The organism is Solemya velum gill symbiont, from assembly GCF_002020255.1.
GTDB lineage: Bacteria > Pseudomonadota > Gammaproteobacteria > Chromatiales > Chromatiaceae.
In genome coordinates this window covers 1-24,425 of sequence record NZ_MPQG01000016.1, presented here as the reverse complement: position 1 = coordinate 24,425, position 24,425 = coordinate 1, and the positions used below count along the sequence as shown (strand labels likewise).

28 protein-coding genes are annotated in these 24,425 nt (G+C 51.0%); 11 read left to right on the top strand and 17 right to left on the bottom strand.

What is annotated here, in order from left to right:
• Nucleotides 1-67 precede the first annotated feature (67 nt).
• Entirely contained in the window at nt 68-904 is an 837-nt protein-coding gene (locus tag BOW06_RS10505) for a DUF3108 domain-containing protein (protein ID WP_078453008.1), read from the bottom strand.
• A 48-nt stretch (nt 905-952) separates the two neighbouring features.
• Between BOW06_RS10505 and BOW06_RS10500 the strand changes: the two genes are divergently transcribed.
• The gene (locus BOW06_RS10500) at nt 953-1,468 is read left to right on the top strand and encodes a 2OG-Fe(II) oxygenase family protein (protein WP_078453926.1); all 516 of its coding nucleotides are present in this window, start codon (nt 953-955) and stop codon (nt 1,466-1,468) included.
• Here BOW06_RS10500 and BOW06_RS10495 read toward each other — a convergent pair.
• A complete protein-coding gene (locus BOW06_RS10495) occupies nt 1,446-1,811 on the bottom strand; it encodes a hypothetical protein (protein ID WP_052132158.1) in 366 nt (121 codons plus the stop codon). The genes BOW06_RS10500 and BOW06_RS10495 overlap by 23 nt on opposite strands.
• An 81-nt stretch (nt 1,812-1,892) precedes the next feature.
• Here BOW06_RS10495 and BOW06_RS10490 point away from each other — a divergent pair, with 81 nt between their 5' ends.
• Nucleotides 1,893-2,177: a hypothetical protein gene (locus tag BOW06_RS10490; protein ID WP_043117108.1), complete on the top strand. Its 285-nt coding sequence runs from the start codon at nt 1,893-1,895 to the stop codon at nt 2,175-2,177.
• A gap of 107 nt (nt 2,178-2,284) precedes the next feature.
• On the opposite strand, the gene sbcB is transcribed toward BOW06_RS10490, so the two are convergent.
• Together sbcB and BOW06_RS10480 are read right to left on the bottom strand one after the other, a co-directional pair.
• On the bottom strand, nt 2,285-3,718 hold the full coding sequence (gene sbcB, locus BOW06_RS10485) for an exodeoxyribonuclease I (RefSeq protein ID WP_043117109.1): 1,434 nt from the start codon (nt 3,716-3,718) through the stop codon (nt 2,285-2,287).
• A 35-nt stretch (nt 3,719-3,753) separates the two neighbouring features.
• Nucleotides 3,754-5,295, bottom strand: coding sequence for a hypothetical protein (locus BOW06_RS10480; protein ID WP_306292349.1), 1,542 nt, complete (start codon nt 5,293-5,295; stop codon nt 3,754-3,756).
• Between the two features lie 89 nt (nt 5,296-5,384).
• Here BOW06_RS10480 and BOW06_RS10475 point away from each other — a divergent pair, with 89 nt between their 5' ends.
• Together BOW06_RS10475 and BOW06_RS10470 are read left to right on the top strand one after the other, a co-directional pair.
• The gene (locus BOW06_RS10475; protein ID WP_043117110.1) at nt 5,385-5,597 is read left to right on the top strand and encodes a hypothetical protein; all 213 of its coding nucleotides are present in this window, start codon (nt 5,385-5,387) and stop codon (nt 5,595-5,597) included.
• A gap of 18 nt (nt 5,598-5,615) precedes the next feature.
• Entirely contained in the window at nt 5,616-5,924 is a 309-nt protein-coding gene (locus tag BOW06_RS10470) for a hypothetical protein (RefSeq protein WP_043117111.1), read from the top strand.
• 44 nt (nt 5,925-5,968) lie between these two features.
• On the opposite strand, the gene glgC is transcribed toward BOW06_RS10470, so the two are convergent.
• The 8 genes from glgC to BOW06_RS10430 all read right to left on the bottom strand — a co-directional run bounded on the left by glgC (nt 5,969) and on the right by BOW06_RS10430 (nt 15,217).
• Nucleotides 5,969-7,246, bottom strand: a complete 1,278-nt coding sequence (glgC, locus tag BOW06_RS10465; protein WP_078459487.1) for a glucose-1-phosphate adenylyltransferase — start codon at nt 7,244-7,246, stop codon at nt 5,969-5,971.
• A 148-nt stretch (nt 7,247-7,394) separates the two neighbouring features.
• Nucleotides 7,395-8,336: a carbohydrate kinase family protein gene (locus tag BOW06_RS10460; protein ID WP_043117115.1), complete on the bottom strand. Its 942-nt coding sequence runs from the start codon at nt 8,334-8,336 to the stop codon at nt 7,395-7,397.
• Between the two features lie 3 nt (nt 8,337-8,339).
• A complete protein-coding gene (locus BOW06_RS10455) occupies nt 8,340-9,815 on the bottom strand; it encodes a mannitol dehydrogenase family protein (RefSeq protein WP_043117116.1) in 1,476 nt (491 codons plus the stop codon).
• A 51-nt stretch (nt 9,816-9,866) separates the two neighbouring features.
• Nucleotides 9,867-10,868, bottom strand: coding sequence for an ABC transporter ATP-binding protein (locus BOW06_RS10450; RefSeq protein WP_043117117.1), 1,002 nt, complete (start codon nt 10,866-10,868; stop codon nt 9,867-9,869).
• A 9-nt stretch (nt 10,869-10,877) separates the two neighbouring features.
• Nucleotides 10,878-11,708 (bottom strand): carbohydrate ABC transporter permease, encoded by an 831-nt coding sequence (locus BOW06_RS10445; RefSeq protein WP_043117118.1) that lies wholly within the window; start codon nt 11,706-11,708, stop codon nt 10,878-10,880.
• 3 nt (nt 11,709-11,711) lie between these two features.
• Nucleotides 11,712-12,584: a carbohydrate ABC transporter permease gene (locus BOW06_RS10440; RefSeq protein WP_078454992.1), complete on the bottom strand. Its 873-nt coding sequence runs from the start codon at nt 12,582-12,584 to the stop codon at nt 11,712-11,714.
• Nucleotides 12,585-12,659: 75 nt separating this feature from the next.
• Nucleotides 12,660-13,970 (bottom strand): ABC transporter substrate-binding protein, encoded by a 1,311-nt coding sequence (locus BOW06_RS10435; protein WP_078453004.1) that lies wholly within the window; start codon nt 13,968-13,970, stop codon nt 12,660-12,662.
• Between the two features lie 293 nt (nt 13,971-14,263).
• Complete coding sequence (locus BOW06_RS10430; RefSeq protein ID WP_043117122.1) at nt 14,264-15,217, bottom strand: sugar-binding transcriptional regulator; 954 nt, start codon at nt 15,215-15,217, stop codon at nt 14,264-14,266.
• A gap of 204 nt (nt 15,218-15,421) precedes the next feature.
• Between BOW06_RS10430 and BOW06_RS10425 the strand changes: the two genes are divergently transcribed.
• The 6 genes from BOW06_RS10425 to BOW06_RS10400 all read left to right on the top strand — a co-directional run bounded on the left by BOW06_RS10425 (nt 15,422) and on the right by BOW06_RS10400 (nt 20,087).
• Nucleotides 15,422-15,976, top strand: coding sequence for a DUF2796 domain-containing protein (locus BOW06_RS10425; RefSeq protein ID WP_052132160.1), 555 nt, complete (start codon nt 15,422-15,424; stop codon nt 15,974-15,976).
• Nucleotides 15,977-16,013: 37 nt separating this feature from the next.
• Nucleotides 16,014-16,727 (top strand): ABC transporter ATP-binding protein, encoded by a 714-nt coding sequence (locus BOW06_RS10420; protein ID WP_043117123.1) that lies wholly within the window; start codon nt 16,014-16,016, stop codon nt 16,725-16,727.
• Nucleotides 16,727-17,986, top strand: coding sequence for an ABC transporter permease (locus BOW06_RS10415; protein WP_078454561.1), 1,260 nt, complete (start codon nt 16,727-16,729; stop codon nt 17,984-17,986). The genes BOW06_RS10420 and BOW06_RS10415 overlap by 1 nt, the downstream gene beginning before the upstream one ends.
• 11 nt (nt 17,987-17,997) lie before the next feature.
• Nucleotides 17,998-18,540, top strand: a complete 543-nt coding sequence (locus tag BOW06_RS10410; RefSeq protein ID WP_078454560.1) for a DUF3299 domain-containing protein — start codon at nt 17,998-18,000, stop codon at nt 18,538-18,540.
• Nucleotides 18,540-18,836 carry a hypothetical protein gene (locus BOW06_RS10405; protein WP_043117128.1) on the top strand — a complete coding sequence of 99 codons (297 nt, stop codon included), beginning with the start codon at nt 18,540-18,542 and terminating at the stop codon, nt 18,834-18,836. The genes BOW06_RS10410 and BOW06_RS10405 overlap by 1 nt, the downstream gene beginning before the upstream one ends.
• Nucleotides 18,837-19,025: 189 nt before the next feature.
• The gene (locus tag BOW06_RS10400; protein WP_043117130.1) at nt 19,026-20,087 is read left to right on the top strand and encodes a GntR family transcriptional regulator; all 1,062 of its coding nucleotides are present in this window, start codon (nt 19,026-19,028) and stop codon (nt 20,085-20,087) included.
• A gap of 51 nt (nt 20,088-20,138) precedes the next feature.
• Here the strand turns inward: BOW06_RS10400 and BOW06_RS10395 are convergent, their stop codons facing one another.
• The 4 genes from BOW06_RS10395 to BOW06_RS10380 form a co-directional block, all read right to left on the bottom strand.
• Nucleotides 20,139-20,915, bottom strand: a complete 777-nt coding sequence (locus BOW06_RS10395) for an alpha/beta hydrolase (RefSeq protein WP_179115135.1) — start codon at nt 20,913-20,915, stop codon at nt 20,139-20,141.
• Between the two features lie 181 nt (nt 20,916-21,096).
• Complete coding sequence (locus BOW06_RS10390) at nt 21,097-21,612, bottom strand: protein disulfide oxidoreductase (RefSeq protein ID WP_179116190.1); 516 nt, start codon at nt 21,610-21,612, stop codon at nt 21,097-21,099.
• A 22-nt stretch (nt 21,613-21,634) separates the two neighbouring features.
• A complete protein-coding gene (locus BOW06_RS10385; RefSeq protein WP_078454558.1) occupies nt 21,635-22,312 on the bottom strand; it encodes a lytic transglycosylase domain-containing protein in 678 nt (225 codons plus the stop codon).
• 349 nt (nt 22,313-22,661) lie between these two features.
• Complete coding sequence (locus BOW06_RS10380; protein WP_043117135.1) at nt 22,662-23,276, bottom strand: carbonic anhydrase; 615 nt, start codon at nt 23,274-23,276, stop codon at nt 22,662-22,664.
• A gap of 207 nt (nt 23,277-23,483) precedes the next feature.
• Here BOW06_RS10380 and BOW06_RS10375 point away from each other — a divergent pair, with 207 nt between their 5' ends.
• Complete coding sequence (locus tag BOW06_RS10375; protein WP_078452998.1) at nt 23,484-24,083, top strand: urate hydroxylase PuuD; 600 nt, start codon at nt 23,484-23,486, stop codon at nt 24,081-24,083.
• 165 nt (nt 24,084-24,248) lie between these two features.
• Here the strand turns inward: BOW06_RS10375 and BOW06_RS13095 are convergent.
• On the bottom strand, nt 24,249-24,425 hold a 177-nt coding region (locus tag BOW06_RS13095; RefSeq protein WP_306292350.1), incomplete at its 5' end, for a sulfur globule family protein.

Here is a 24,425-nt window from a genome sequence, read left to right as displayed (position 1 = left end):
CCATCAGGAACAGCATACACATGGATACCGGCTCAAGGCCGGTAAGACAATGTTGTGGAATCTACACTCAGGAACTGGTCAGTTCAAACCGGATACGCCCTTGATCACTGGGCATTTCCAACTGCAACGGCAGACGATCGGCGCTTTTGCTGATCCACAGGTAGAGAGGAGGCTGTTTTTGATTTCTGCCGATATCCTTCTCATTAATAACCAGTTTCCAGCACGCCTGCTTTTTACCGTGAATCGTCAGCGAAACAGATTTCTCCAGATTAACCTTGTACCTAAGTTGATGGCTGCCATCGGTGCCCGCAAACTCCTGGCTGTAGCCGTCATCGAGTGCAACAGAACGCAAATGCTGGATCAGGGCCCAGCGATCCAGTGCGCCATTTACCAAGGGTTTACTCTTCTGCTTCCTCACCATTGGTTCAATGTTGTCCGGTGCAGAAGGTTCAAGGTAGCGCCTGGCCTCACCTGGCAAGCTATCCCCCTTGCTGGCAAGTTCATACCTGTCGATTGTACGGCCATCTGCAGAACGCACCGAGAAACTGTGCTTGTAACCATAAGGCTGATACTTCTTGCCATTTTTATTTTGGCGTTTTTCAAAGGAGAGTGACTGTGGCGGATTTTCCAGATATGCACTGCGGAAGAGAAAACGTGTCGGCGCCAATGATTCCAGCAGGCTGTGATTCTCCGATGACATGCGTACCTCGGTGAGGGTGCATTGCGTATCAGCACAGCGCTTCTTCCGATCAGTCGTGATGGTTGCGTCGGCAAGCGACATCCAGCCGTAGAGAGTCACTGCGCCCTTCTGCTTGACGATGTAGTCGAGACGCTCAGCCGCCTGGGCCTGTGCTGACAGGGATAGCGCAGCAATGGCAAGCAGGTGTAAAATTGACTTTCGCATATTGATTATTTGTTTTACCAACTTACTTCCAAGACATTTTCTGCTGCTATGAGTTCACCTGATAATACCGGTGTCAGCTGTCACCATATCAATAACTTGCAACTGCTTGATGCTGTTCGGCAACGCTTTGAGCAGCTGCTTGATGATGAGTCAACCAACAAGACCCACCACTTTGACGGTCGTTTCGAAAATATCTACCCGGACAAATCCAGGTTTCCCGAGATGGATCAGCTCTCTGTTTTCCTGCTCGATCTTGCCAGGCAACGGCTCGGCACAGAAGCAGAATTACAACTTGGTTACTGGTTCAACCTGATGGGACCCGGGCATACCACCAGCCTGCATACACACGAAGAGAACGATGAACTTCTTTCAGGCGTCTGCTACCTGCAAGTGCCTGATGAGTCGGGTGATATTGTCTTCCCTGCTGGTGATAACACACACAGGCTGACGCCGCAAACCGGAGATGTCTACCTCTTTTCGCCAAGCCTCCCCCACCTGGTCGAGAAGAACTGCAGCAGCGAAAACCGGCTATCGGTCGCCTTTAATATCGGCCCTCGTCGCTGACCTCGAGGCGCTCGGTCTCGGCGAGTACGACACGCACACCTTTGACGGTCCGGAAGGATCGATCATCGATATCGTTACGATGAGCCTGGTAAAGAACGCTGTCACCGGTCTGTGAATTCACCACGCGCACTTCGACAATTTCTGTGGCATCACGCCAGCTGGTCAGCATCCATAATGCAGCACCTGCGATCATCACACCAAGGGCAACCACCGCTGCAATCTTCAATGCACGTTTGTTGTCATTTGTTTCAATGGTCTGCGGACCACTCCGGGGCGCTTTGCGACGAAACATCAGCATTACGACAATGATGACCGCGATGGTCAGGAGAATTTTTGTAATCATGCGCACAGTATACAAGCTGGGTAGTACAAGTGAAGCGCTATTCGGGTTACACTTCGACAAATTTTTACAGAGACAGATCCAATGGCAGAAACACCTGACGAACTAACAGTAAACTGGAGCGAGGATGGCATTGACGTCGTTAAGGAACTCGACAAGCAAATCCTGACAAAAGGCGCGTGGACGACCATCATCTACCGTTTCCAGGAGTGGAATCGCAGCAAGGAAGAGTACGGTGCTGACAAGTACACCATCCGCCGCTACCAGAAGCGCAATGGCCAGTACCAGCAAAAGTCCAAGTTCAACATCTCCAGCAAGGAGCAAGCGCAGAAGATTATTGATGCGTTGAGTGAGTGGACTAAGGACTAAGAGCGGCGTCTCGTGACCGCCATGGATGGCGAAAGTGCCGGTTTTGCAGGAGCTAAAACCGGTCCGCGATGATCGGCCCGAGGCGAGCCTCCTACAGCGTTAGCTATTCAGGCGAACCCCAGTTCCTGCGGCCATGCCGCGAGATGTTTCATAAGGCCGACCGTGCGTTCATCCTGACGCTCTTCGAGCATCGCCTCGATACGCAGGTAAAACTCGTCGATGGTCAGTGTGCTGCCGTATGCGCCGTCAAACAGGCGTGCCCTGCAGAAATCTGCCCACTGTCGCTGCTCCTCTTCCGAGAGATATTCTGGCCAGTTGCGTGCACGGTAACGAAAATAGAGAGTCTGTAGACGCTCATCCTTGAATGCAGGACGTAAACCGGCAAGCTCGGTTGGCGAACTCTCCAGCACCTGCTGGCACAATCGTGTATCGGCCTGGTTTAAAAAGCCATCATAGAGTGCAGAATCTGCATCTCCCTCACCAAAATCCCGCTTCTCGCCGTAGAGCTGTTCAAGACGCCCTGTCAGTGTGCTGTCGTCCAGAATCTGTTGGCGATGCTGCTCTATCTTGTCTAGATCTATTTCCCAGCGTTGAGTCGCTTCGGGTGTCAGTGTTCCCATTGGTGCCACTGCCGGTGACTTGTTGATATGCACTCCCTTGAGAGCGACACGTTCTACACCATCCGGCATCTCTGCTTTCGGTGTAAACAGGTTCTCCTGTAACTCCTCAACACTTGATTCGAGCAGTTGAGCAGGATCCTGGCGCAAATCGAAAACGATTACCTCGTTGGAGTTGACCGGGTGTGTCAGTAGCGGCATAACCACACCGATGCAGCCACGCTCGGCAGGATACATACCTGAGACATGCAGGAAGGGTGCGCCCGTCGCCACGTCGATCAGCTTGGATACGGCTGCTTTTTTACGCAGACCGAAGTAGTAGTCGAACAGTCGTGGCTGATGTTGGCGAATCAGTCTTGCCATGCCGATGGTGGCATAGACATCGACCATCGCATCATGCGCACCCTCGTGATCAATACCGTTCGCCGCAGTCAGGTGTTCAAGACGAAAACTGGCGTTGCCGTCTTCGCGTTGCGGCCACTCGATACCTTCCGGTCGAAGTGCAAAGGTCATACGCACCAGGTCAAGAATATCCCAGCGAGAGTTTCCGTTCTGCCATTCGCGTGCATAGGGCTCGTAATAGTTACGATAGAGACCGAAACGGGTCACTTCGTCATCGAAACGGATACTGTTGTAGCCAACCCCACAGGTACCCGGCAGTGACAGCTCTGCATGAATTGCACGAAAAAACTCTGCCTCGTTAAGACCTTCTCGAAACGCCTTCTGCGGAGTGATCCCGGTAACCAAAACGGCCTCCGGATGTGGCAGGAAGTCAGCTGTTGGCCTGCAGTAGTGCATCACCGGCTTGCCAACAATCTCCAGTTCCAGGTTTGTACGCACGCCGGCGAACTGGGAAGCACGATCACGTCTTGGGTCAACACCCCATGTTTCGTAGTCGTGCCAGAATAGGGTTACATCAGACAAGCGCAACCTCCCTGTCCATCTTGATTAATAGCTTTCTACCTGACACCGACAACAGGCATCATATCGATGTCACATTTTCCGCCAATACTGACTTTTTTCGTTTGCGCTTCCCCGGTACAGAATTCGCCTATGTCACGGACACGGCATTTGAATTCAACCAACTTGCCGCTATTCAGCCAGAAAGGTGTCTTCCGGTAGCGCTCGACATTATTAAAGCGGCACTTGCTCGATACCCCATAGGGTGTGCAACGTGTCGGTTTTTTCAGTGAGACTTTACGCCCGTCAATTACAAAACCCTTGTATGTATCGGAGATGGTCACCTTATCTGCGCCATCATCGAGCTTGTAGCGAAAGTCCCTGAAGCTGTAACCATCACCCTGCTCTTTATCGACCTTGATACGCTGGTTGACGAGAAGAATATAATCACCGTTCTTGCCCGCTGCTGCCGCGGTGATAAATTCAACTGCATCATGATTCGGAAAACAGGCTCCCATGGCGGGTGGATGATAGTAGTGGCGCAGGCTTGTCAGGGCTGCCGAATCGGTATCGACAAAGCGTTCCTGCAGCGCATCTTCAGAATCAAACAGGATAGAACTTATATCGCCTACCGACTGTGAATACATCGCCTGTAACTTGGTAAATGGTGCCTCGTCTGCGAGATCGGTGCGCAGAAAGCAGGAGGTCAGCCCGGATGTCTGGGTCAGGTAGGCATCCCAAATGTTGTACTGGGAAACGGCCGATGCAGCACCCTGAAAATCCCCCTCGAAACCACAGCCTTGCGCTGAACTGCACTGGCCAATCACACGATTACGAATCGACAGGGCGATAATATTCCGCTCACAGGCACCGTAGGCACTACAACCCCTGCCGATGTGCCCCTCGTAAATTGCAGTGCGCATGACATAGTCAAGGTGCTTGGCCTTGTTGAGTTTGTCATTCGACCACTTGCGCCTGTTCTTGTGAATGAATTTCTCCCACGCATCAGCGAGCGCATCGCGTCGGCCAGTCAGATGTCGGTTGGCTTTTTCGCACTGGGAGGAGTTGTGGAATGTGCGAATAATTTCATCATAGTCATTCTCTGCACGTGCCGGTGTGCCACCGTGACCCTTGGGCGCAAAAAATGGCTGTTTTGTACGATTCACCAGGCGTTTTGCATTCATCACGTATTTCACTTTGCTGTCGCAGTGATGATTCTGCACCATCAAGCCTTCACGCGAGGCGATCTTATCCATTTTTCTCTTGGTAGAGGCAGCGGTAGCCTTGTTTGCATCAAACAGGACCTCAAAACCGACATACGGGGTGCCATCGCTGGCTGTCAGCGGTTTGCCGTTATGAATCACCAGGCATGGAACGACCCAGGAGCCCTGAGCAAGGCTGCCAGCAACCTTCTTTTTACCGCTGCGTGCGAATTGATCCTTCTTGTAGTAGGGGATTTTGGCATCCCCGGCAAACTGGTAGAGCGTCATGGCAGGTGCGGCAGGAACCTTGGCAAACGCCGGCTGAAGCAGCACTACAAGTACGGCAAATGCGAAAATTTGCATCAGCCACGCGTGCCTCTTTCTATTATCCTTCGTCAAGGTAGCTGTTCCCCTGTTGTGAAAGTCGTTATTCGTCACAGTTTTTGTGTAAAATCTCAGGCTGAATTGCATGACACAAGAGGTTTCTCATGCCCTATTTTGTTTACGAAATCGAAAAACCGCGTACTCTGACGCACCTCGAAACCTTTGCGAAGTATCGTGAAGCAAAGCAGCACGTGCGTCAACTTCGCGAGGAATCCGGTGATGTCGAAAGATACCGCATGATTTTCGCCAAAAATGAGATTGAAGCTGAAACGCTACTGACTGCACCGCGTGAAGAACGCGTCATCGGTGAAGACTAGCCTGATCCCGGCAGTTGGATGAGTCAAAGCCCTCCCACTCTCTCCGAATTTAACGCGCAAGTTGCCAGCCTGGTTGATCAATTCGGCCCGGCTGCATTTTGCGCTATGCCCGGTGAGCGACCCGAATACACGCTCTTTGTGGAAGATGCCCGGGTGATTGCCGAACCGAGGAGCGCGCCACGATACCCCTACGGGCTGCATTGTGAACTCCGCACAGGTTTACCCGACGACCAGGTTGCTGACTATCTGAACAAGTGGCTGACCACAGGGGAAGCCTACGAGGAGTTCCTTGGAATGAATGTGTGCCGCTATAACTGCCAGGATTAAATCGATCCAAGGCTGATTTAATCTTCACATTTCCCGGTCCCTTGTCACCGTGCCATATGCGTTGACTGGCCAAGCATGTCAGGCGTCACCAGCACCACACCCTTGTCTGTCACCCTGAATCCGCGTGCCAGGTCAGCTTCTTTGTCTTCACCAATCACTGTCCCTTCAGGGATTACGCATGCACGGTCAATAATCGCCTTGTTAATCCTGCAGTTGCGACCAATTTCAACACCGGGCAATACGACCGAGTACCTGACTTCTGAGTACGAGCATACGCGTACGTGTGAGAAGAGCAGCGTGTGATCCAGGTAGGCACCGGAAACCAGGCATCCACCCGATACCATTGAATCAACTCCCATGCCGCGGCGTTCGCTGTCATTAAAGACGAACTTCGCTGGTGGCAACTGCTCCTGGTGCGTCAGGATCGGCCAATCGTCATCGTATAGATTGAGTTCTGGAGTTACATTGATCAATTCCATGTTCGCTTGCCAGAAAGCATCCAGGTTTCCCACGTCGCGCCAGTAAGCACGTTCATTGGTCTCAGGGTCCCTGAATGGATATGCCATCACTTTGCTGCGACTGATCAGGGACGGGATGATGTCCTTGCCGAAATCATGGGACGAATCAGGGTTATCGGCATCGGCAATCAGTTCATCGAAGAGAAACTCGGTGTCGAACACATAGTTACCCATGGATGCGAGGCACAAATCCGGATGGCCCGGAATCGATTCCGGTGCAGCAGGTTTCTCCTCAAAACCGATCACCTGCTGATTCTCGTCTACCTTCATAACGCCATAGTCGTTCGCGGCCTCTTCGAGAGGGACCTCGAGACAGGAGACTGTCATCTGGGCACCGCTTTCTGCATGAAAGGCGAGCATCGGACCATAGTCCATCTTGTAGATATGATCGCCTGAAAGGACGAGCACGTACTTGGGCATGTGCGTCCTGATAATGTCGAGGTTCTGATAGATGGCATCGGCAGTGCCCTTGTACCACTCACCGCCAACACGTTGTGAAGCAGGAAGGATCTCAAGGAAATCACCTGTTGCAGAATTGAGGTGACTCCAGCCCTGAACCAGGTGACGAATCAGTGAATGCGCCTTGTACTGCGTTAACACACCAATGCGCCGAATCCCGGAGTTCAGACAGTTGGACATGGGGAAATCGATAATGCGGAACTTCCCCCCGAAATAGACGGCAGGTTTTGCTCTCCATGCTGTCAACTCATGCAGTCTTGAACCCTGCCCTCCAGCGAGTACGAGTGCAATAGTATCTCTCGTCAGACGGCTGACGTATCGTAATTGCTGGGTAGAATCGTTCATAATCGATAGCCCTGTTATTGTGCAAATCCGGCCTGAGTCAACCCGTTAAAAGTACGACCAGGGAAATGATACAGCTTGTATTGTCACCATAACACCGCCTAATGAAACCAGGTCATCTGATATCGCTTCCCGGCCAATATGATCTTGTTTAATCTTTACTCTCTTTCAATACTTCGTCGAGGCGCGGTAAATCGGCACCGCGTCGTGAACATGTAATGGCTGCTGCCGTGACGGCAAATCCCATCAATTCATCCAGTTGTTCGGAGCTGAGTGACCTGATGACCTGTTTCGGTTCACCCCACTGTGCGAGGCGTGTCAGCAGTGCCGCCTGGAAGGTATCACCGGCGCCGACCGTGTCGACGAGCTTCCCCACCCTCGGGCTCCTGGTAACGGACAATCCACTCTGAGTCCAGCATTTGACATCGCTTGAACCATCGGTAATCACCACGAGCTGTGTACCCGCCTTTATCAGGGCATCGGCAAACTCTTCATGATCACGACCAGGATAGAGATAGTCGACATCTTCTGCGCTGATTTTCAGCAGGTCAGCTTTTTCCGCGTATTCCCACAGGCGTTGTCGCCACACTTCCATGTCTGGCTGTATGCTTGGCCGGATGTTCGGGTCAATAGAGATGAAACGATCTGACATCTGCTTCATAAGGTCTGCAAATGCATCAGCAATCGGTTGCATCACCAGCGAGTAGGAACCGAAATGAAGGCCTGTGACCGCGTCTCCAATGACTGGCAGTGATTCATTCGAGAGACTGCAATCCGCTGACCCTTGACCGTAAAACGCATAGCTGGGCTGACCCTGTTCATTGACGCCAACAATCACAATCGTTGTACGACGGCCATTTCGCACAAGGTAGTCCGTGTTCACCGATTCGGATTCGAGCATCTGAACCAGGCGGTTACCCAGTTGATCGGTCGAGATACCGGTCAACAGTGCTGACTGCTGGCCAAGCCGTGCAAGTCCAATGGCAACATTGAAGGGTGAACCGCCTGCTCGCGCAGTCATGTTGAAGGTTGCAGGATTGTCTCCCTGGTCAGGAAACACGTCGTATAAAGCTTCTCCGCAGACAAGAAACATGGCTCAGGCTACCTTGCTGACATAGGATTGAAGCGTTGCCTCGGTACCATTTTCCCATAATGAACCAAGCGCATCCGAAAACTGGGAAACAAAGGCTTCATTGCTGCCCATGTTACCGAAAATATCCGACATGCCGAGGAACGCCTTGGGTTCAGAGCGAGCCAGCTGTGCATTTTTCTGTAAACGCTCAGCTTTCTCGTCATCAACACTCAATGGTTTGCCGCTGTCATCCGTTCCCGCACAATATCGGCACCACAAGGCAACCTCGAGAGCAAGACCATTCACCGGAAGACCCTGCTCCAGCCTGTCCGCGATCGTTGGCAGAATAAACTTGGGCTGTCGATTGGAACCATCCAGGCAGAGGCGCGGAATCGTATCTCCAATCTCGGCATTGGAGAATCGCTCCTGTGTCTTGTCGAGGTACTGGTTGAAATCAACACCGGGAACCGGCGGAACAGTCGGGATGATCTCTTCTGTCTCAAGCCTTTCGAGGAATGCCTGGACCAGTGGCGTACCCATGGCATCATGTGCATAGTGGACACCAAGCAGTGCGGAAGGATAGGCAATTGCTGCGTGACCGCCATTAAGAATACGCAGCTTCATTAGTTCGTAGGGCGATACATCCTGCACAAACTCCACACCAACCTCTTCAAGCGCCGGACGCCCCTGGCAAAAGTTGTCTTCGAGTATCCACTGGCGAAATGGTTCGCATACAACGATGCCCGGATCGTCGATGCCGAACTTCTCTTCCACCATTGCGCGTTCACGATCACCCGTAGCCGGTGTGATGCAGTCCACCATACCGTTCGGAAAGGTAACATTCTCCTCGATCCATCCGCTCAGCTCCGGCGCAATCAGTTCGGCCATGCCGAGAACTGCACGTCTGGTCACGTCTCCGTTATGCGGCAGGTTGTCGCATGACATAACAGTGAACCCCGGCATGCCTGCGGATTGGCGTATTTTCAGAGCAGTGACAATCGCTCCGAAAACCGTGCCCGGCTCTCCCCCGTTGGCTGCGTCGGACCGAATGTCGGGATGGTTCGCATTAAAGCCGCCAGTTTCAGGATCGATATAATAGCCGCCCTCGGTGATCGTCAGGGAGACGATACGAATCTCTTCTGTCATCATTGCCCGAACAAGTGCCTGGCTGGATATTTCAGCAAAATCGATCATCGATCCGCAAACACGGGCCGTATAGCCACGTGGATCAAGCTCGATCACCGTACTCAACCAGTCCTGGCGAGACAGCAGCTCACGCTTCGCCGCATCATACTGCATGATGCCCGCGCCAATGATTCCCCAGTCATGGCTCAACCCCTTGTTGAAGAGTCGGTCCAGGTAAACGCCCTGGTGGGCACGGTGGAAGTTGCCGACACCGATGTGGAGAATTCCCGGCGTTATCGCACCCCTGTCATAACGTGGAACAGAGACGCTGGATGGAAGTGAACCCAGGGTGTCATTATTCAGTATCTTCGTCATAATCAATCTATCCGGTTGTCTGCATTTACATGGCTGATGTCAGCAACAGCGCTAGCCAATCGCCTGTTCATTCTCATCAAACCGGTAAATATTCTCGGGTTCAGCAGAGAGATAAACGGTGTCGCCGTGATTCAGATCAACGTTGCCATCACTTCTGACAGTGAAGTTAGAGCCATCATTCAGGGTGACATAAAGAAATGTGTCTGAACCGAGATGCTCGGCCACACCAACTGTGCCCTTCCACATTCCGCTCTCTCTCGAACAAGCAAGGTGTTCAGGACGCACGCCGATGGTGTGTGCACCATGTTTTTGTGCAGCTTCACCGGAGAGGAAATTCATGTTCGGCGAACCGATAAAACCGGCAACAAACTTGTTCGCAGGTTTGCGATACAGTTCGAGTGGGCTGCCGACCTGCTCGATCACGCCCGCTCTCAGTACCACGATCTTGTCGGCCATGGTCATTGCTTCAACCTGGTCATGCGTCACGTAAACCATCGTTGTCTTGAGGTCCTGATGCAGTTCTGATATCTCCAGGCGCATGTTGACGCGCAGCGCCGCATCGAGATTGGAGAGTGGTTCGTCAAACAGGAAGGCCTTTGGTTCACGCACGATGGCACGACCGATTGCAACACGCTGACGCTGCCCTCCCGACAACTGGCCGGGTTTGCGGTCAATATAATCAGATAGGTTGAGTATGTTTGCAGCAGCATCAACTTTCTTGTCGATGTCGGCCTGTTCCAGGCCCGCCATCTTGAGTGGAAAGGCGATATTTTTACGTACGGACATGTGGGGATAGAGGGCGTACGACTGGAATACCATCGCCAAGCCCCGCCTTGCAGGACGGATGCTTGTTGCATCCTCTCTATCAATTGCAATGGAACCGGAGGAAACATCTTCCAGTCCCGCGATAAGTCGCAACAGGGTGGACTTGCCACAACCCGAGGGGCCGACGAAAACTACGAATTCGCCTTCATTGATTTCCAGGTTCAGGGGCGGGATAACCTCGACGTCCCCGAAACTTTTTGTAACATTTTCAAGTGTGATACTTCCCATGATTTGCTCCTATTTCACAGCGCCGAAGGTGAGACCGCGTACTAACTGCTTTTGACTGAACCAGCCCATGATCAGGATTGGTGCAATAGCCATTGTTGAAGCGGCTGAGAGTTTTGCGTAGAAAAGCCCTTCAGGGCTGGAATAACTGGCGATAAAAGCTGTCAGTGGTGCAGCTTTTGCAGCCGTAAGATTGAGTGTCCAGAAAGCCTCGTTCCAGGCAAGGATGATGTTCAACAGCATCGTGGAGGCAATTCCGGGTACTGCCATCGGCGTGAGTACATGAATAATCTCTGCCCACAAGCTGGCACCGTCCATGCGGGCAGCCTCAAGGATTTCACCGGGGATCTCCTTGAAGTAGGTATAGAGCATCCACACGATGATCGGTAGATTGATCAGTGTCAGAACCAGTACCAGGCCGGTCAGTGTATCGAGAAGCCCCGTATCCCTGAACAGAAGATAAATAGGAATCAGGACACCGACAGGAGGCAGCATCTTTGTAGAAAGCATCCACATCAAGACATTCTTGGTGCCCTTGGCGGGTACGAATGCCATCGACCAGGCTGCCAGAATTGCGATCAGCAGGCCCAGCAGGGTGGAGCCGACAGAGATGACGACCGAATTCCAGAAATGCTGGAAGTAATTGGAGCGATCCTGAACTTCCGTGTAATTCTCCAAGGTCCAGTCAAAGCCGAGGAACATCGGTGGTGATGCAATTGCATCGGCCTCGGTTTTGAAACTGGTCAGGATGGTCCACAGAATGGGGAAGAAAATCAGCAAGCCGATTCCCCATGCAATGGCAGTCATTATGATTTTACGGCTATCTATAGCTGTGTGTGACATGCTTCAGGCCTCCAGGTTCTTGCCGATCATCCGCATCAGGAAGATCGCGACAATGTTTGCCAGGACGACAGCCACGATGCCACCAGCCGAACCCCCGCCCACATCAAACTGCAGCAGAGACTGCGCATAGACGAGGTAGGTAATATTGGTGGATGCGTAACCGGGTCCACCGTTGGTGGTAACCAGGATTTCAGCAAATATCGACAGCAGGAAAATCGTCTGGATAAGGATGACGACGGTAATCGCTCTCGACATGTGCGGAAGAATGATATGAACAAAGCGGCTCATTTTTCGTGCGCCGTCCATCTTTGCGGCTTCCAGTTGCTCCTTGTCGAGTGATTGCAGTGCAGTCAGCAGGATCAGGGTGGCAAAGGGCAGCCACTGCCATGCAACGATCATAATGATTGAGAAAAGCGGCGCATGGGCAAAAAAGTCGAAGGGTGCCAGTCCCATTGCTTTTGCAGCGTGAGCGAACAACCCGTTGACAGGATTCATGAACATATTTTTCCACACCAGTGCTGACACAGTCGGCATGACGAAGAAAGGTGCAATGACGAGGATGCGTACGATCCCCTGCCCCCACATTGGCTGATCAAGCAGCAAGGCAAGAGCAACTCCACCTGTTATGGTGATGACAAGAACACCTGCGACAAGCAGGAAAGTATTTCCAAGAGCCGCAAAAAATGCCGGATCGGTGAGGAAATACTCGTAATTCATGAAACCGATCCACTCCTCCATACCTGGCGACAGCAGGTTGTAATCGAGGAATGAGAAATAGAGCGTCATCGACAGGGGAACAATCATCCAACCGAGCAGTAGAAGAACTGCCGGAGAAATCATGAAGCGCGCTGCGATGCGTGAATGATCGGTAGCCATAGTAAGAAACCCTCTTGTTAAAATGAGAGAGGTGAGATGCCGGCCTGCTAAGGCCGGCACCCCGGAAAGGTCACACTACTTGATGTAGCGAGCCTTTTTCATGGCGCGCTCGGTGATTCTCTGCGCATTCATCAGGGGCTGGTCAGCAGTGACAGTGCCGGCGAGTGCGGCTGAGAACTGCTGGCCGACAGTCGTTGCAATGCCCTGGAACTCAGGAATGGCAACGAACTGAACACCAACATATGGAACCGGATCAACAGCTGGATTTTTTGGGTCAGCAGAATTGATGCTGTCGAGAGTCATCTGGGCAAAAGGAACTTTTGCATACTCTTCGTTTGCATAGAGAGAGGCACGAGTACCAGGAGGAACATTGGCCCATCCCTCTTTGGATGCAACAAGATCCAGGTATTCCTTGGAGGTTGCCCAGGCAACAAACTTCTTCGCGCTCTCTGCCTTTTGCGTACCAGCCGGAATAGCAAGGCTCCACGCCCACAACCAGTTACCGCGTTTGCCGAGTCCCGCATCCGGTGCCAATGCAAAACCGACCTTGTCAGCAACCTGGCTGTCTTTCGGATTGGTCACGAATGAGGCCGCAACCGTGGCGTCAATCCACATGCCACATTTACCGGACTGGAACAGTGCAAGGTTTTCGTTGAAGCCGTTGGAGGATGCACCTGGAGGGCCGGCATCGTTCATCAGGTCAATGTAGAAATTGAGGGTCTTCTTCCACGCCTCGCCTGTAAACTGTGGCTTCCAATCCATATTGAACCACCTGGCTCCGAAGGAGTTAGCAGTCGCAGTCAGGAAAGCAACATTTTCACCCCAACCGGCTTTACCACGCAAACAGATACCGTAAGTTTCATTCTGCTTATCTGTCATTGCACGTGCAGCCTTACCGATAAAGTCCCAGGTGGGTGCTTGCGGCATAGTGAGGCCTGCTTTTTCCATCAGGTCCTTGCGATACATCACCATAGAGCTTTCTGCGTAGAAAGGCGCAGCAAAGAGATTATCGTCAACCGTCAGGCCACCACGGATGGCTGGCAGAATATCATCCACATCGTAGGATTCAGGCAGATCGTTAAGAGAAACGAGCCAGCCTTTCTTGCCCCAGATAGGAACCTCGTAGGTACCAATTGTCATTACGTCGTACTGACCGCCCTTGGTTGCAACGTCTGTCGTAACACGCTGACGCAGTATGTTTTCTTCCAGCGTTACCCACTCGACCTCGATGCCCGGGTTCTTGGCTGTGAAATCATCGGTCAGCTTCTGCATGCGGACCATGTCACCATTATTGACCGTAGCAATAGTGAGTTTCTCAGCCAGGACGGGAGTCGCGATCATGCAAGCCGCTGTTGCACCTGCAAGGACACGGATCAAATTCTTCATTTCTGCCTCCAAATACTTCGAATAATTATTAACGAATATTTGCTTAGTCTGTGAGCAAATATTCATTTAATCTAGTCGCTATTGACACAATGTCAACATATTTTTTTCATTTATCTGTCATAAAGCTGACAAAGGGAAAGCATGAGAGGCACATAATTGCGCTGCACAATTGATTAACAACTTATTGTTACTAATGGATTTAGTCTCTTCTACGTGCGTGAGTGGAAGCTTGTGGGGGCGTTGAAAATAATTAATCGTCCATCTGATTGAAAAGGCTTCTGTAAGAGAGAATTTCAGCCAACCAGTGCAGTTGCAGTGGACTCGTCAGTGATCAAACCAGTAATCCATCGGCCGGCAAGTGCAGCCTGAATCGCGGGTAATTTGTTGTTTCCACGCGCAACACCGATCGTATGACATGACGGCGGTTGTTCGAGTTGTACACTCGCAACGCGTGAGTTTGTTTCACCCTTGATGATTGTTCCATCATTATCAAAGGCCCAGCCAACAACCTCTCCAATGGCCCCGGCGGCAATCAGTCCATCCAGCTCTGTCTGTGTTATAAAACCGTCTGTCAGCATGGGCGGTGCCTCGTTGATTTCGCCAATACCAACAAAAGCGACATCTGCAGATTTGGCCAGGGCGATATTACTCTTGATGGGTTTTTGCGCACAGAAAATGTCGCGCTCCTTGCTTGAGGTTGCAACGACAGGAACTGCCATAGGGTAGTGAGGTGCTTTTATTGTCTCGCCGAGGCGCATGATGACATCGTTGAAACTTGCAGAGCCATCAGGCGCAAGGTTGCCTACCAGGGACACAACCTTGTGTTGCGGACAGTTCATCGGTGTGAGTTGCTTCACTGCTTCACGTAGCTCGCGGCCGGTGCCGAGGGCCATAACGATTGGCTCTTTTGATTTGAAATAACGTTCCATCTGATTGGCCGCAACCTCGGCGATTCCGATTGCGGGGTCGTCCGATGTCGGATCCGACAGGGTCACTTCACAGGATTCCAGGCCATATTTTTCCGTCAGCTGCTGGGCCAGTTCCATGCAGTGTGCGATGGGATGATCCAGCCTGACCTTGATAAGGCGCTCGCGCATTGCCAGAGAAACCAGGCGTTGGGCAGACTGCCGGGAAATACCCATCTTTTCAGCAACCTCATCCTGGTTGTTATGCGCAACATAATAGAGCCAGCCTGCGCGTGCGGCATCATCCAGGCGATCCTGTCCACTCTTGCTGCGTTTAGCCATAAAACCATCTACCAGTGTGTACGAATTTTATTTAATAGTAGCAAAGCTTGAGCAAAGAGGTGTATCAGCAACTCCCTGGAGTGAATGCATCATGCAAGAAATTAACAAACCCGGATGCTATCTGAACCCGGAGAGGAAGATATGCTACACCCTATGTAACTATGTAATAATAATGATTGTTGAAATGCAGCTGAAACCCAGGTCATGTCCAATAAGCAATATGCAATTACCCTTCTTTTTTCCTCCCTGTTGATTTACCCGATTCAGATTCTGGCTTCTGAACACGAGCATGATCACGAACACCATGCAGCCCATGTCCATGGTGAAGCGCAATTATTGATTGCCGTGGACAGTCATCATCTCGACATTGAATTCTCAAGCCCTGCGATGAACCTAGTCGGTTTCGAGTATCAACCTCAAAACAATTCACAATTGGAAGCCGTCAAATCTGCGATTGATATCCTGAATCAGCCAGATCAGCTATTCATCCTGCCTATAGATGCCGAATGCGAAGCCCTTTCTCTCAACGTCGAATCACCTTTCAGCGGACATGAAGAACACGCTCATGGAGAAGAAACACATAGTGACTTCGCAGCGCACTACCACTTTCAATGTGCAAATATGTCTCAGCTAAAAAGAATTGAAATCAACATTTTCAAGCAGTTTCCCGCAACAGATGTCATCGAGGTTCAGAGCATTTCGAGGCAGGGACAGCAAAAGAGAGACTTGACGCCAGAACACAACAGCGTGGAACTCTGAGACAGAGCCGCACTGCACTGACACTATCGGAATATTCATGCAAAAAACGTGTGCAATAAAGATCACAGATCTTCGCTTTGGTTGGCGTAAAAACCTGCCTGAAGTGTTGCACATTCCCGAATTCGAAGTGGATCGCGGCGAGCGCATCTTCCTTCGCGGTGCCAGTGGCAGTGGCAAGAGCACGCTGCTGGCACTGATTGCGGGTGTCAGCCTGCCATCAAGCGGTGATGTTGAGGTGCTTGGAAATACAATCAACCGTATAAATGGATCAGGGCGAGACCATTTCCGTTCCGATCATATCGGTTTTGTGTTTCAGATGTTCAACCTCATCCCCTACCTCTCCGTCCTTGAAAACGTTGCCTTGCCTTGCCATTTTTCGCGTTCACGCAAGCAGAAAGCAACAGCATCAGGAATCAGTCTGCATGACGAGGCGACTCGGCTGCTGCAACATCTGGATATGGCACATGCCGATCTTTTACATCGACCTGTAACTGAGTTGAGTGTCGGGCAGCAACAGCGAGTCGCAACGGCCCGTGCACTGATCGGTGCACCTGAAATCATTATTGCCGATGAACCCACCTCTGCACTTGATAGCGAGATGCGCGAAACATTTATCCGGCTGCTGTTCCAGGAGTGCGACGCGACTGGCTCAACACTGCTTTTCGTCAGCCATGACAAGCAGCTTGAATCGCTCTTTGAGCGCCATGTCACCCTGGAAGAGATCAATACGGCACGGCAGGGAGTTAACTGATGGCGACACTCTACCTTGCGATTAAAAGCCTGTTGAACCGCCGTTTTACCGTCGGCCTGACTCTTCTGAGCATTGCCTTGAGTGTCTCCCTGTTACTGGGTGTAGAGCGCCTGCGGGTGGAATCACATAACAGCTTTGCCAACACCATCTCGGGAACAGACCTGATCGTCGGTGCGCGTAGCGGAGCCATCAACCTGTTGCTCTACTCGGTATTCCGTATCGGTGACGCCACCAACAACATTTCATGGAAGAGTTACCAGAAATTTGCAGACCACCCCATGGTCAAGTGGACCATCCCTATTTCACTGGGTGATTCACACAAAGGCTACAGAGTGATGGGTACCAACCAGGACTATTTCCGCCATTACAGTTACGCTGACAAGCGCCCGTTGGCACTTGCCGAGGGCCTGCCCTTTGAGCATGTCTACCAGGCGGTACTGGGGCACGAGGTAGCAAAAAAGCTCAATTACACTCTTGGGCAAAAGATCATTATCGCCCATGGCGCCGGCAAGACCAGCTTCACCATGCATGATGACAAGCCTTTCGAAATCGTAGGCATACTCAAGCCGACAGGCACCCCTGTTGACCGCACCGTACATATCCCGCTGGAGGGTATTGAGGCGATTCACGCGAACTGGGTTGGCGGCAGAGAGGTGGCCGGGCTGAAAATCAGCGCAGATGAGGCACTTGAGAAAGAGCTGACACCCAAGTCGATAACGGGATTCCTCGTTGGCCTCAAAAGTATAATAGCCACCTTCCGAGTACAACGAGAAGTGAATGACTACCGCAAGGAACCCCTGCTTGCTATCTTGCCCGGAGTCGCACTTCAGCAACTCTGGGACCTCATGAGCGTGGCAGAAAATGCACTTTTTGTCGTCACCATCCTGGTCGTTTCGATTGGCCTGATCGGCATGCTGACGGTGATGCTTGCCGGCCTGAATGAACGTCGGCGCGAAATGGCAATCCTGCGTTCGGTCGGTGCGCGTCCGGGACATATCCTGCTGCTGATCACCGGAGAGAGCTTTCTGCTCAGCCTGATTGGGATCACATTGGGCCTGCTGCTGCTCTATACCAGCCTGTTTTTTGCCCAACCGATCATGGAGAGTCAATATGGACTCCACTTGCAGATCAGCCTTCCGTCACTACGGGAGTACCTGATCCTGGGCCTGGTTGGAACTTCCGGCCTGATCATTGGCCTAATACCTGGTTATCGCGCCTATCGTTACTCCCTTACCGATGGCATGAACATACGTTTATAGAGGTCCTTTTGATGAAATCATGGTTTGTTGCACTACTATTCATATCCAGCAGTTTTTTCCTTCATCCCGTCAATGCTGAACAGGCAGAGGAACTGGAATGGGACGCAATGATTCCCGAGGATTTTCTGCCTGAAAAGATCTATGAAATATTTGGCGACATCAACGAACTGGATGACAATGATCCCAGGGGCCAGAAAGTGCTTGAAGAACTGCAAGCAGCGTGGGATGCAGCACCTGTGGTGGAGAGCCTGGATGGAAAACGGGTCAGGCTTCCTGGCTTCGTGGTACCAATCGAAGGAGATGGTGAGAAGCTCAGCGAGTTTCTACTCGTGCCATATTATGGCGCCTGCATTCACGTCCCCCCTCCCCCGGCCAACCAGACCGTCTATGTCAAAGTGCCCAAGGGCGATGCCAAGATACGACAGGCTTTCGATACTGTCTGGGTAAGTGGCACGATGAGCGCAAAATCCTTCGACAGTGATCTTGCAACCGCCGGTTACCAAATCGAGGCAGAAGAGGTGACGCCCTACGAAGAAGAGATAATACGGGAATAATGAATACCTGCTGGCGTTCAGCCACCTGTGTCATCATCATTTTCGGAAGTCTGGTTACGCAGACGCAGGCCTACGCCTATTCATGCCACCTGCATGCACCAGACGACTATGTATCCTTCAGTAAACAACCCCTTGTCATCCCCGGGGTTGGCAACCAGGCAGAGTGCGAAAAGCTGAACCTGCAACGCTTCAGCTCAAGAGGCAGATGCCACTGCACTCAAGATACCTTTGCAACCGGAAGAGAGATGCCTTCAGACTTTTTAGCACCTGGGCAACGAAAAGAGCAGTTACCCTGAGAGGTAATCCACAATAAAAAAACAACCTGGTGATTTAACAAAGCCGACTTATCTGTCAAACTGCAATGAATGTTTGCCACTACAACTGCCTGCTTTGACTGAACCTAACCAAACAACCGGAGACTTTCCACTGTCTGTTGGACAAATGAAGCAATCCCTACTGATGAACAACACTTAACGAATTGCCTGATGAATGAATCTACCCCAAAGTACATTCTGGTAGAAAACTACATACTCCAAGCGATAAGAAACAAGGAGTTTACTGACAAGTTGCCAGGTGAACGCATCTTGGCAAAAAAGCTGGACATCTCCTACATGACAGTCCGCAAGGGAATCACCAACCTGGTTGATCAGGGCACACTCTATAAAATTCCGACCAAAGGCACCTTTGTCAATAAGAGACGTCAGCGCAAGAAAATCACCCATACGATCGGTTATTTTCTTGATAGTCGTATCCAGTCAGGCATTTCAAATCCATACTACTCACTGCTTTTCAATGCGATTGAAAAAAAGGCCTCGAAACAGAATTTTTCTGTAATCTATTTCACAGACAGCAATGAAACAGCACTACAAAAGACCTTAAGCAAGTTGGATGGCGTCATTGCCACCTGTTTTCCCAGGCTCGAAGAGACGATTCAGCTAATCAAGCAGACGGTCCCGGTCGTTGTTCTCGAGAACAGTGCCGCCGATAAATCAATACCATCGGTCATCATCGACAACTTCAATGCCAATATGGAAAGTGTGGATTTCATCTGCTCTCTCGGCCATCAACAGATTGGTTTTATGACCAGCCTTGAGGATTCAGATATCGGTAACGACCGCTATACGGGCTACTTGCACGGACTCAGACAAAACGGCATCACACCGGATGAAAAACTTCTCTTCAAAGGAGATAACTCCTTTGAGTCTGGTGCCGAAGGCGCTGAATACTTCCTGGCACTGGAGAATTCGCCGACAGCAATCATCTGTGCAAACGATTCCATGGCGCTCGGCACCATGAGTAAACTGAATGAGGTCGACCTGAAAGTTCCCGACGACATCAGCATCATAGGTTTTGACGATATTGAAATTGCATCACAGATCACTCCGTCCCTGACGACGGTCTCAGCGCCTGTGAATGAAATTGCAGAAAAGGCATTTTCCGCACTCCATAAACTGATCCAGGGTGGACAACCTGAATTCCGCCATATCTCCTTGTCAGCCAAGCTGATTATCCGGAAAAGTTGCTCTGAAAAGAAAAAACGGCTGTGACCTGACCGAACACCCGCTATCGTTTATTTCTGATGGAGCCAAAATGAACGATCATGGCAGTTTATTGTTTAGCAAGTACTCTTCCATGATCTTCAAGCGCCGTCGATGGACCAACCAGTCATAATCCATAAAGGGATGCCCAAACTCTTCATCCCTCAGTATCACAGCACCTTTTTGTTGCGCCTTATCGACCAGTTCCTGTGACATGGCAAGTGGAATTACCGTGTCATTTCGCCCGACAATAAACATGCAATGACTACAATCGTCAGGCAGATGGTTAACGTGATCATACTCTTCCGGACACCCGTAATCGGACAGACGACTCGGCGCGGAATCGACAATAATCCGATCCAGCCCGGTGTGCTGCTCAAATCCATTCAGGAAAGCTATACCACCGAACGACATGGCATAGATCAGATGTTTTTCATAGTCAGCCGAGTTAAGCGCGGCAATGACCTCCATATAGTCACTGACAATTGCTTTTAGACGCCGTCTCCCTTCAGAACGACCATAGCCACGAAAGTCATAGATATAGACATCGAATCCAGCCGATGAAAAGCGCGCAAACTCACTAATAAGCCGGTCTGCAAGGATGGCATTTCCCTGCAGCACAAGCAGGTACCCCTCTGGCGTGATCAATTCTCCTTCGTTTCCTGTTGCTTTCAGTTTATAGCCACGTAACACCCTGTGGTCTTTTGTTTCGAAAGAGATATCTTCCACATGATTCAAATCTGACAGTTGGTTTGCATTGGGCTTTCCAGCCAGCCTGCTCCATAGCCAGAATGAAAGGGGTTCTTTGAGGCCGCAAACACTCTGCTCCAGGCTCATATCACCATCCCTCTGCTCTGCAGAGACGGAGCATGAAAATACCGTGAGAAGAGAAAACAAGATCAGGAATCGATTGAACATACATAGATGAGTATAGAGGAATCAAATCAGAATAGGGGCAGCTGCATTCAGGCTTCTTACATTACATTTGGCAGTTGAAGTGAATACCGGAAGAGCCGTCCTACCTCTGTGCATCAAAATTGTCTGCGATCCACAACCGCAAGCGCAGACCAGGAGCGGACGAGTAACCGACATCCCTGAAACGGATTTCGCCCTGCCTGTCGATGATAAAACTCATCGGCACGCCCACCACCCCCCAACGCTGGCTGATTTCTCCATCAGCATCATTGACCACGTCAAAGCTCAACTCCTCTTCCTGCAGGTGCTGACGAATCTCTGCATCGCTTCCGGATGAGAGTGCCACGGTGATCACCGGGTAATCGTTAGCGATTGCATCGACACTGTTGTCAACAAAGCCGCACACGGGACACCAGCTAGCCCAGAAATGAACCAGCAGGGTCTCACCTCTGTAGTCACCCAGGTTGACCATTTTCCCTTCAAGCGTGATAGCGGTAATATCCGGGGCTACACCGCTTGCCGATTCGCGTGTACGCCACAGGTTGACGCCAAAAACCACTGCCATAACCAGCAAGAGTTCAAGCGCAAGTAGCATCAAGGTGCGACGCCGGATTTTCATCATGGGGGGGAAGGTCTGTTAATCAGCCAGCATCGCCGCTGGTGAAGTTACGACGCAGATTTCTTAATACGATATCGACGTACTTCTGCGTCTCCTTGTAGGGAGGAACGGTACGACCATATTTGAGCACCGCATGTTCACCGGCATTGTAACCGGCCAGTGCCAGGGCAAGATCATTATTGAAACGGTCGAGCAGTTCACGCAGGTATTTTGCTCCACCCTCGATATTCTGCTTCGGGTCAGTCCTGTCAGAAACACCGAGTCTCTTTGCGGTTTCCGGCATCAACTGCATCAAGCCGGTTGCACCTGTACGGGATATAGCTGTGACGTTGTAGTTAGACTCAGCCTCGATTACTGCATGAATCAACTCAGGTGGTAAACGGTACTTTTCCGCCATGAGGTTGACTATGTTGGAAAAACGTTTGTCGCTGACCTGTTTCTTGCTCTTCTTCTGCACCTTCTCGTCTGCAAGCAGTTCATCCAACTTATCAGCTATGGACTCGGGTTTACGCCCCTCTACATCACCCCAGTTGAGATGAATGGTATTGAGATAACGGTAGGGAGTTTCCAACTGCTCATCCGAATAGGCCAGGGTTACGTCCGGTGCAAGATAGACGTAGACAGTCCCGGCCAAAAGTTGGCCAACTGGCAACAATAGAATGATTAGCGCCAATGCCGTTTTCTTGCCGGATTGAAGCATGCAGTGATTTCCCCTTTATTAACAACAACAGGATAGCTATTTGTTGAAGTCTTTACCAGTTTGATTAATAGAGATTCCAGGCAGGACGCTGCCTGAACTTCTCACAGAGCCTGTGGATAACTCTGTGGAAACAAACAGGTCAATTGAAGCTGTTTTCAGGCCCGGTTTTTTGCCTGATAGAGTAAGCCAAACAGCTAAAGTCTAATTTATCTAAATATTCTATTAGTTACAGGCTATTGTGAAACTCTTCTGTAGCCTTTATTCGGTAAACTCGATTTTTACACCACAAAAAGCAGCATGTGGAAAAGCGCGATTACCCCGCCCCACACTGCTGCTCACTAATCCAGACTCAGCACTCGAAAAAATCGATCTCGCCGCTCTGGATATCATACTCGGCACCCGTAATCACCAGGCCCTGCTCTTCGGTCAGCTTCTCCAGCAATGCCGAGCCATGGCGCAACTGGTTCACAGAGGCGCGTACATTTGCTCTAGTTGCGTGCTTGACGAACTCCTCCTGGTCTTCCCACAGGGGGGTGGATACCAGGGACTCTATCGATGGGCGAATACGGTCCACGATCGCCTGGATATTCTTTGAACGCTCGCCAACCGGACGGTGCAGTTCATCGATCGTGGCACGGATTGCCCCACAGTGGGTATGCCCCATCACCACAACAAGAGGCGTTTTAAACTGCTCAGCTGCAAATTCCACGCTGCCGACCTGTGAGGGTGCCACGATATTTCCAGCGACACGAATCACGAAGAGGTCACCCAGCCCCTGGTCGAAAACTATTTCGGCAGGCACACGGGAATCTGAACAACCCAGTATGATCGCAAATGGCTCCTGCCCGGAGACGAGCTGATCACGGCGATTTGTGTCAAACAACTCTTCGCCATGTCCGGTTCCGGATACAAAGCGCCTGTTGCCTTCCTGTAATCGCTGCAATGCCTGTTGTGCTGAAATCATCAATCGCTCCCCGTAGCTATCCTGGATTGAAGCATACATCTGTTGCACAGCAAAAAACCGCTGTTACTCTAACGTTTTGAATGTTTATTGACCAGTTGTTTACGCGTTAGAATACAGCAATCGAAAATGTACGCATCTGCGTACCTCGATTGTAACAATGAATAATTATATTTTTTTGCTGAGTTTCAAAAAACCGGAGTAATCATTATGAATCCTCTTGCTTCTCGCGGCGGTACCATCATTCTTGGTGTCGTCCTTTCAGTTATTTTTATTTTCCTCCTGGGCGGAGAAGGCACAACCAACATTACTGAACTGACTGTCTGGTTCCATGTTGTAGTCGGTATTGCGTGGGTAGGCCTCCTATACTATTTCAATGCTGTGCAGATGCCAGCAGTAGCCCAGGCACTTGCAGACGGTGACCCGGGTCCCGCAGCAATCAACAAGTATGTCGCACCACGCGCACTCTTCTGGTTCCGCTGGGCTTCTCTTCTAACCTGGCTGTCAGGTGCTGCGGCTCTCGGCAAGATGGGTATCATGGGCGCGGCATTTACCTTTGAAGGTTTTACCTTTGCCACTGCAAGCATCAACGCCATCGGTATGGGTGCATGGCTGGGTACCATTATGCTGCTTAACGTATGGGGTCTGATCTGGCCAAACCAGAAAAAGATCCTCGGCATGAAGCAGGCAACACCTGAAGAGATCGCCAAGGCGAAGAAGATTGCCACGACCGCATCGCGCATTAACACTGCACTGTCGATTCCGATGCTTCTTGGTATGACCGCTTACGGACACGGCTTTCCGTTCTAACTGCCTGTCAATGATGTATCAAATCCGGCCTGGCTGGATTTAAAACGATAGCTAACCCCGGTAATTCTGCCGGGGTTTTGTTTTATTGACTGTAGCCTAAAATAAAAAATCCCCGCCCGGAGGCGAGGATTTTTCCGTATTAACTACAGTTGTATAACTGTAATCTTACTTGGCAGCTTCAGGAGCGATAGGCGCCTGAGGAGCAACTGGAGCTACAGGAGCAGCAACAGGAGCGTAGCCGTAAGGAGCGTAGCCGTAAGGAGCGTAACCGTAGCCGTTACGGCTGTTGTAACGGTTGTCCCAGTTGTTGTAACCACGACCGTAGTAGCTGTTGTTGGTGTC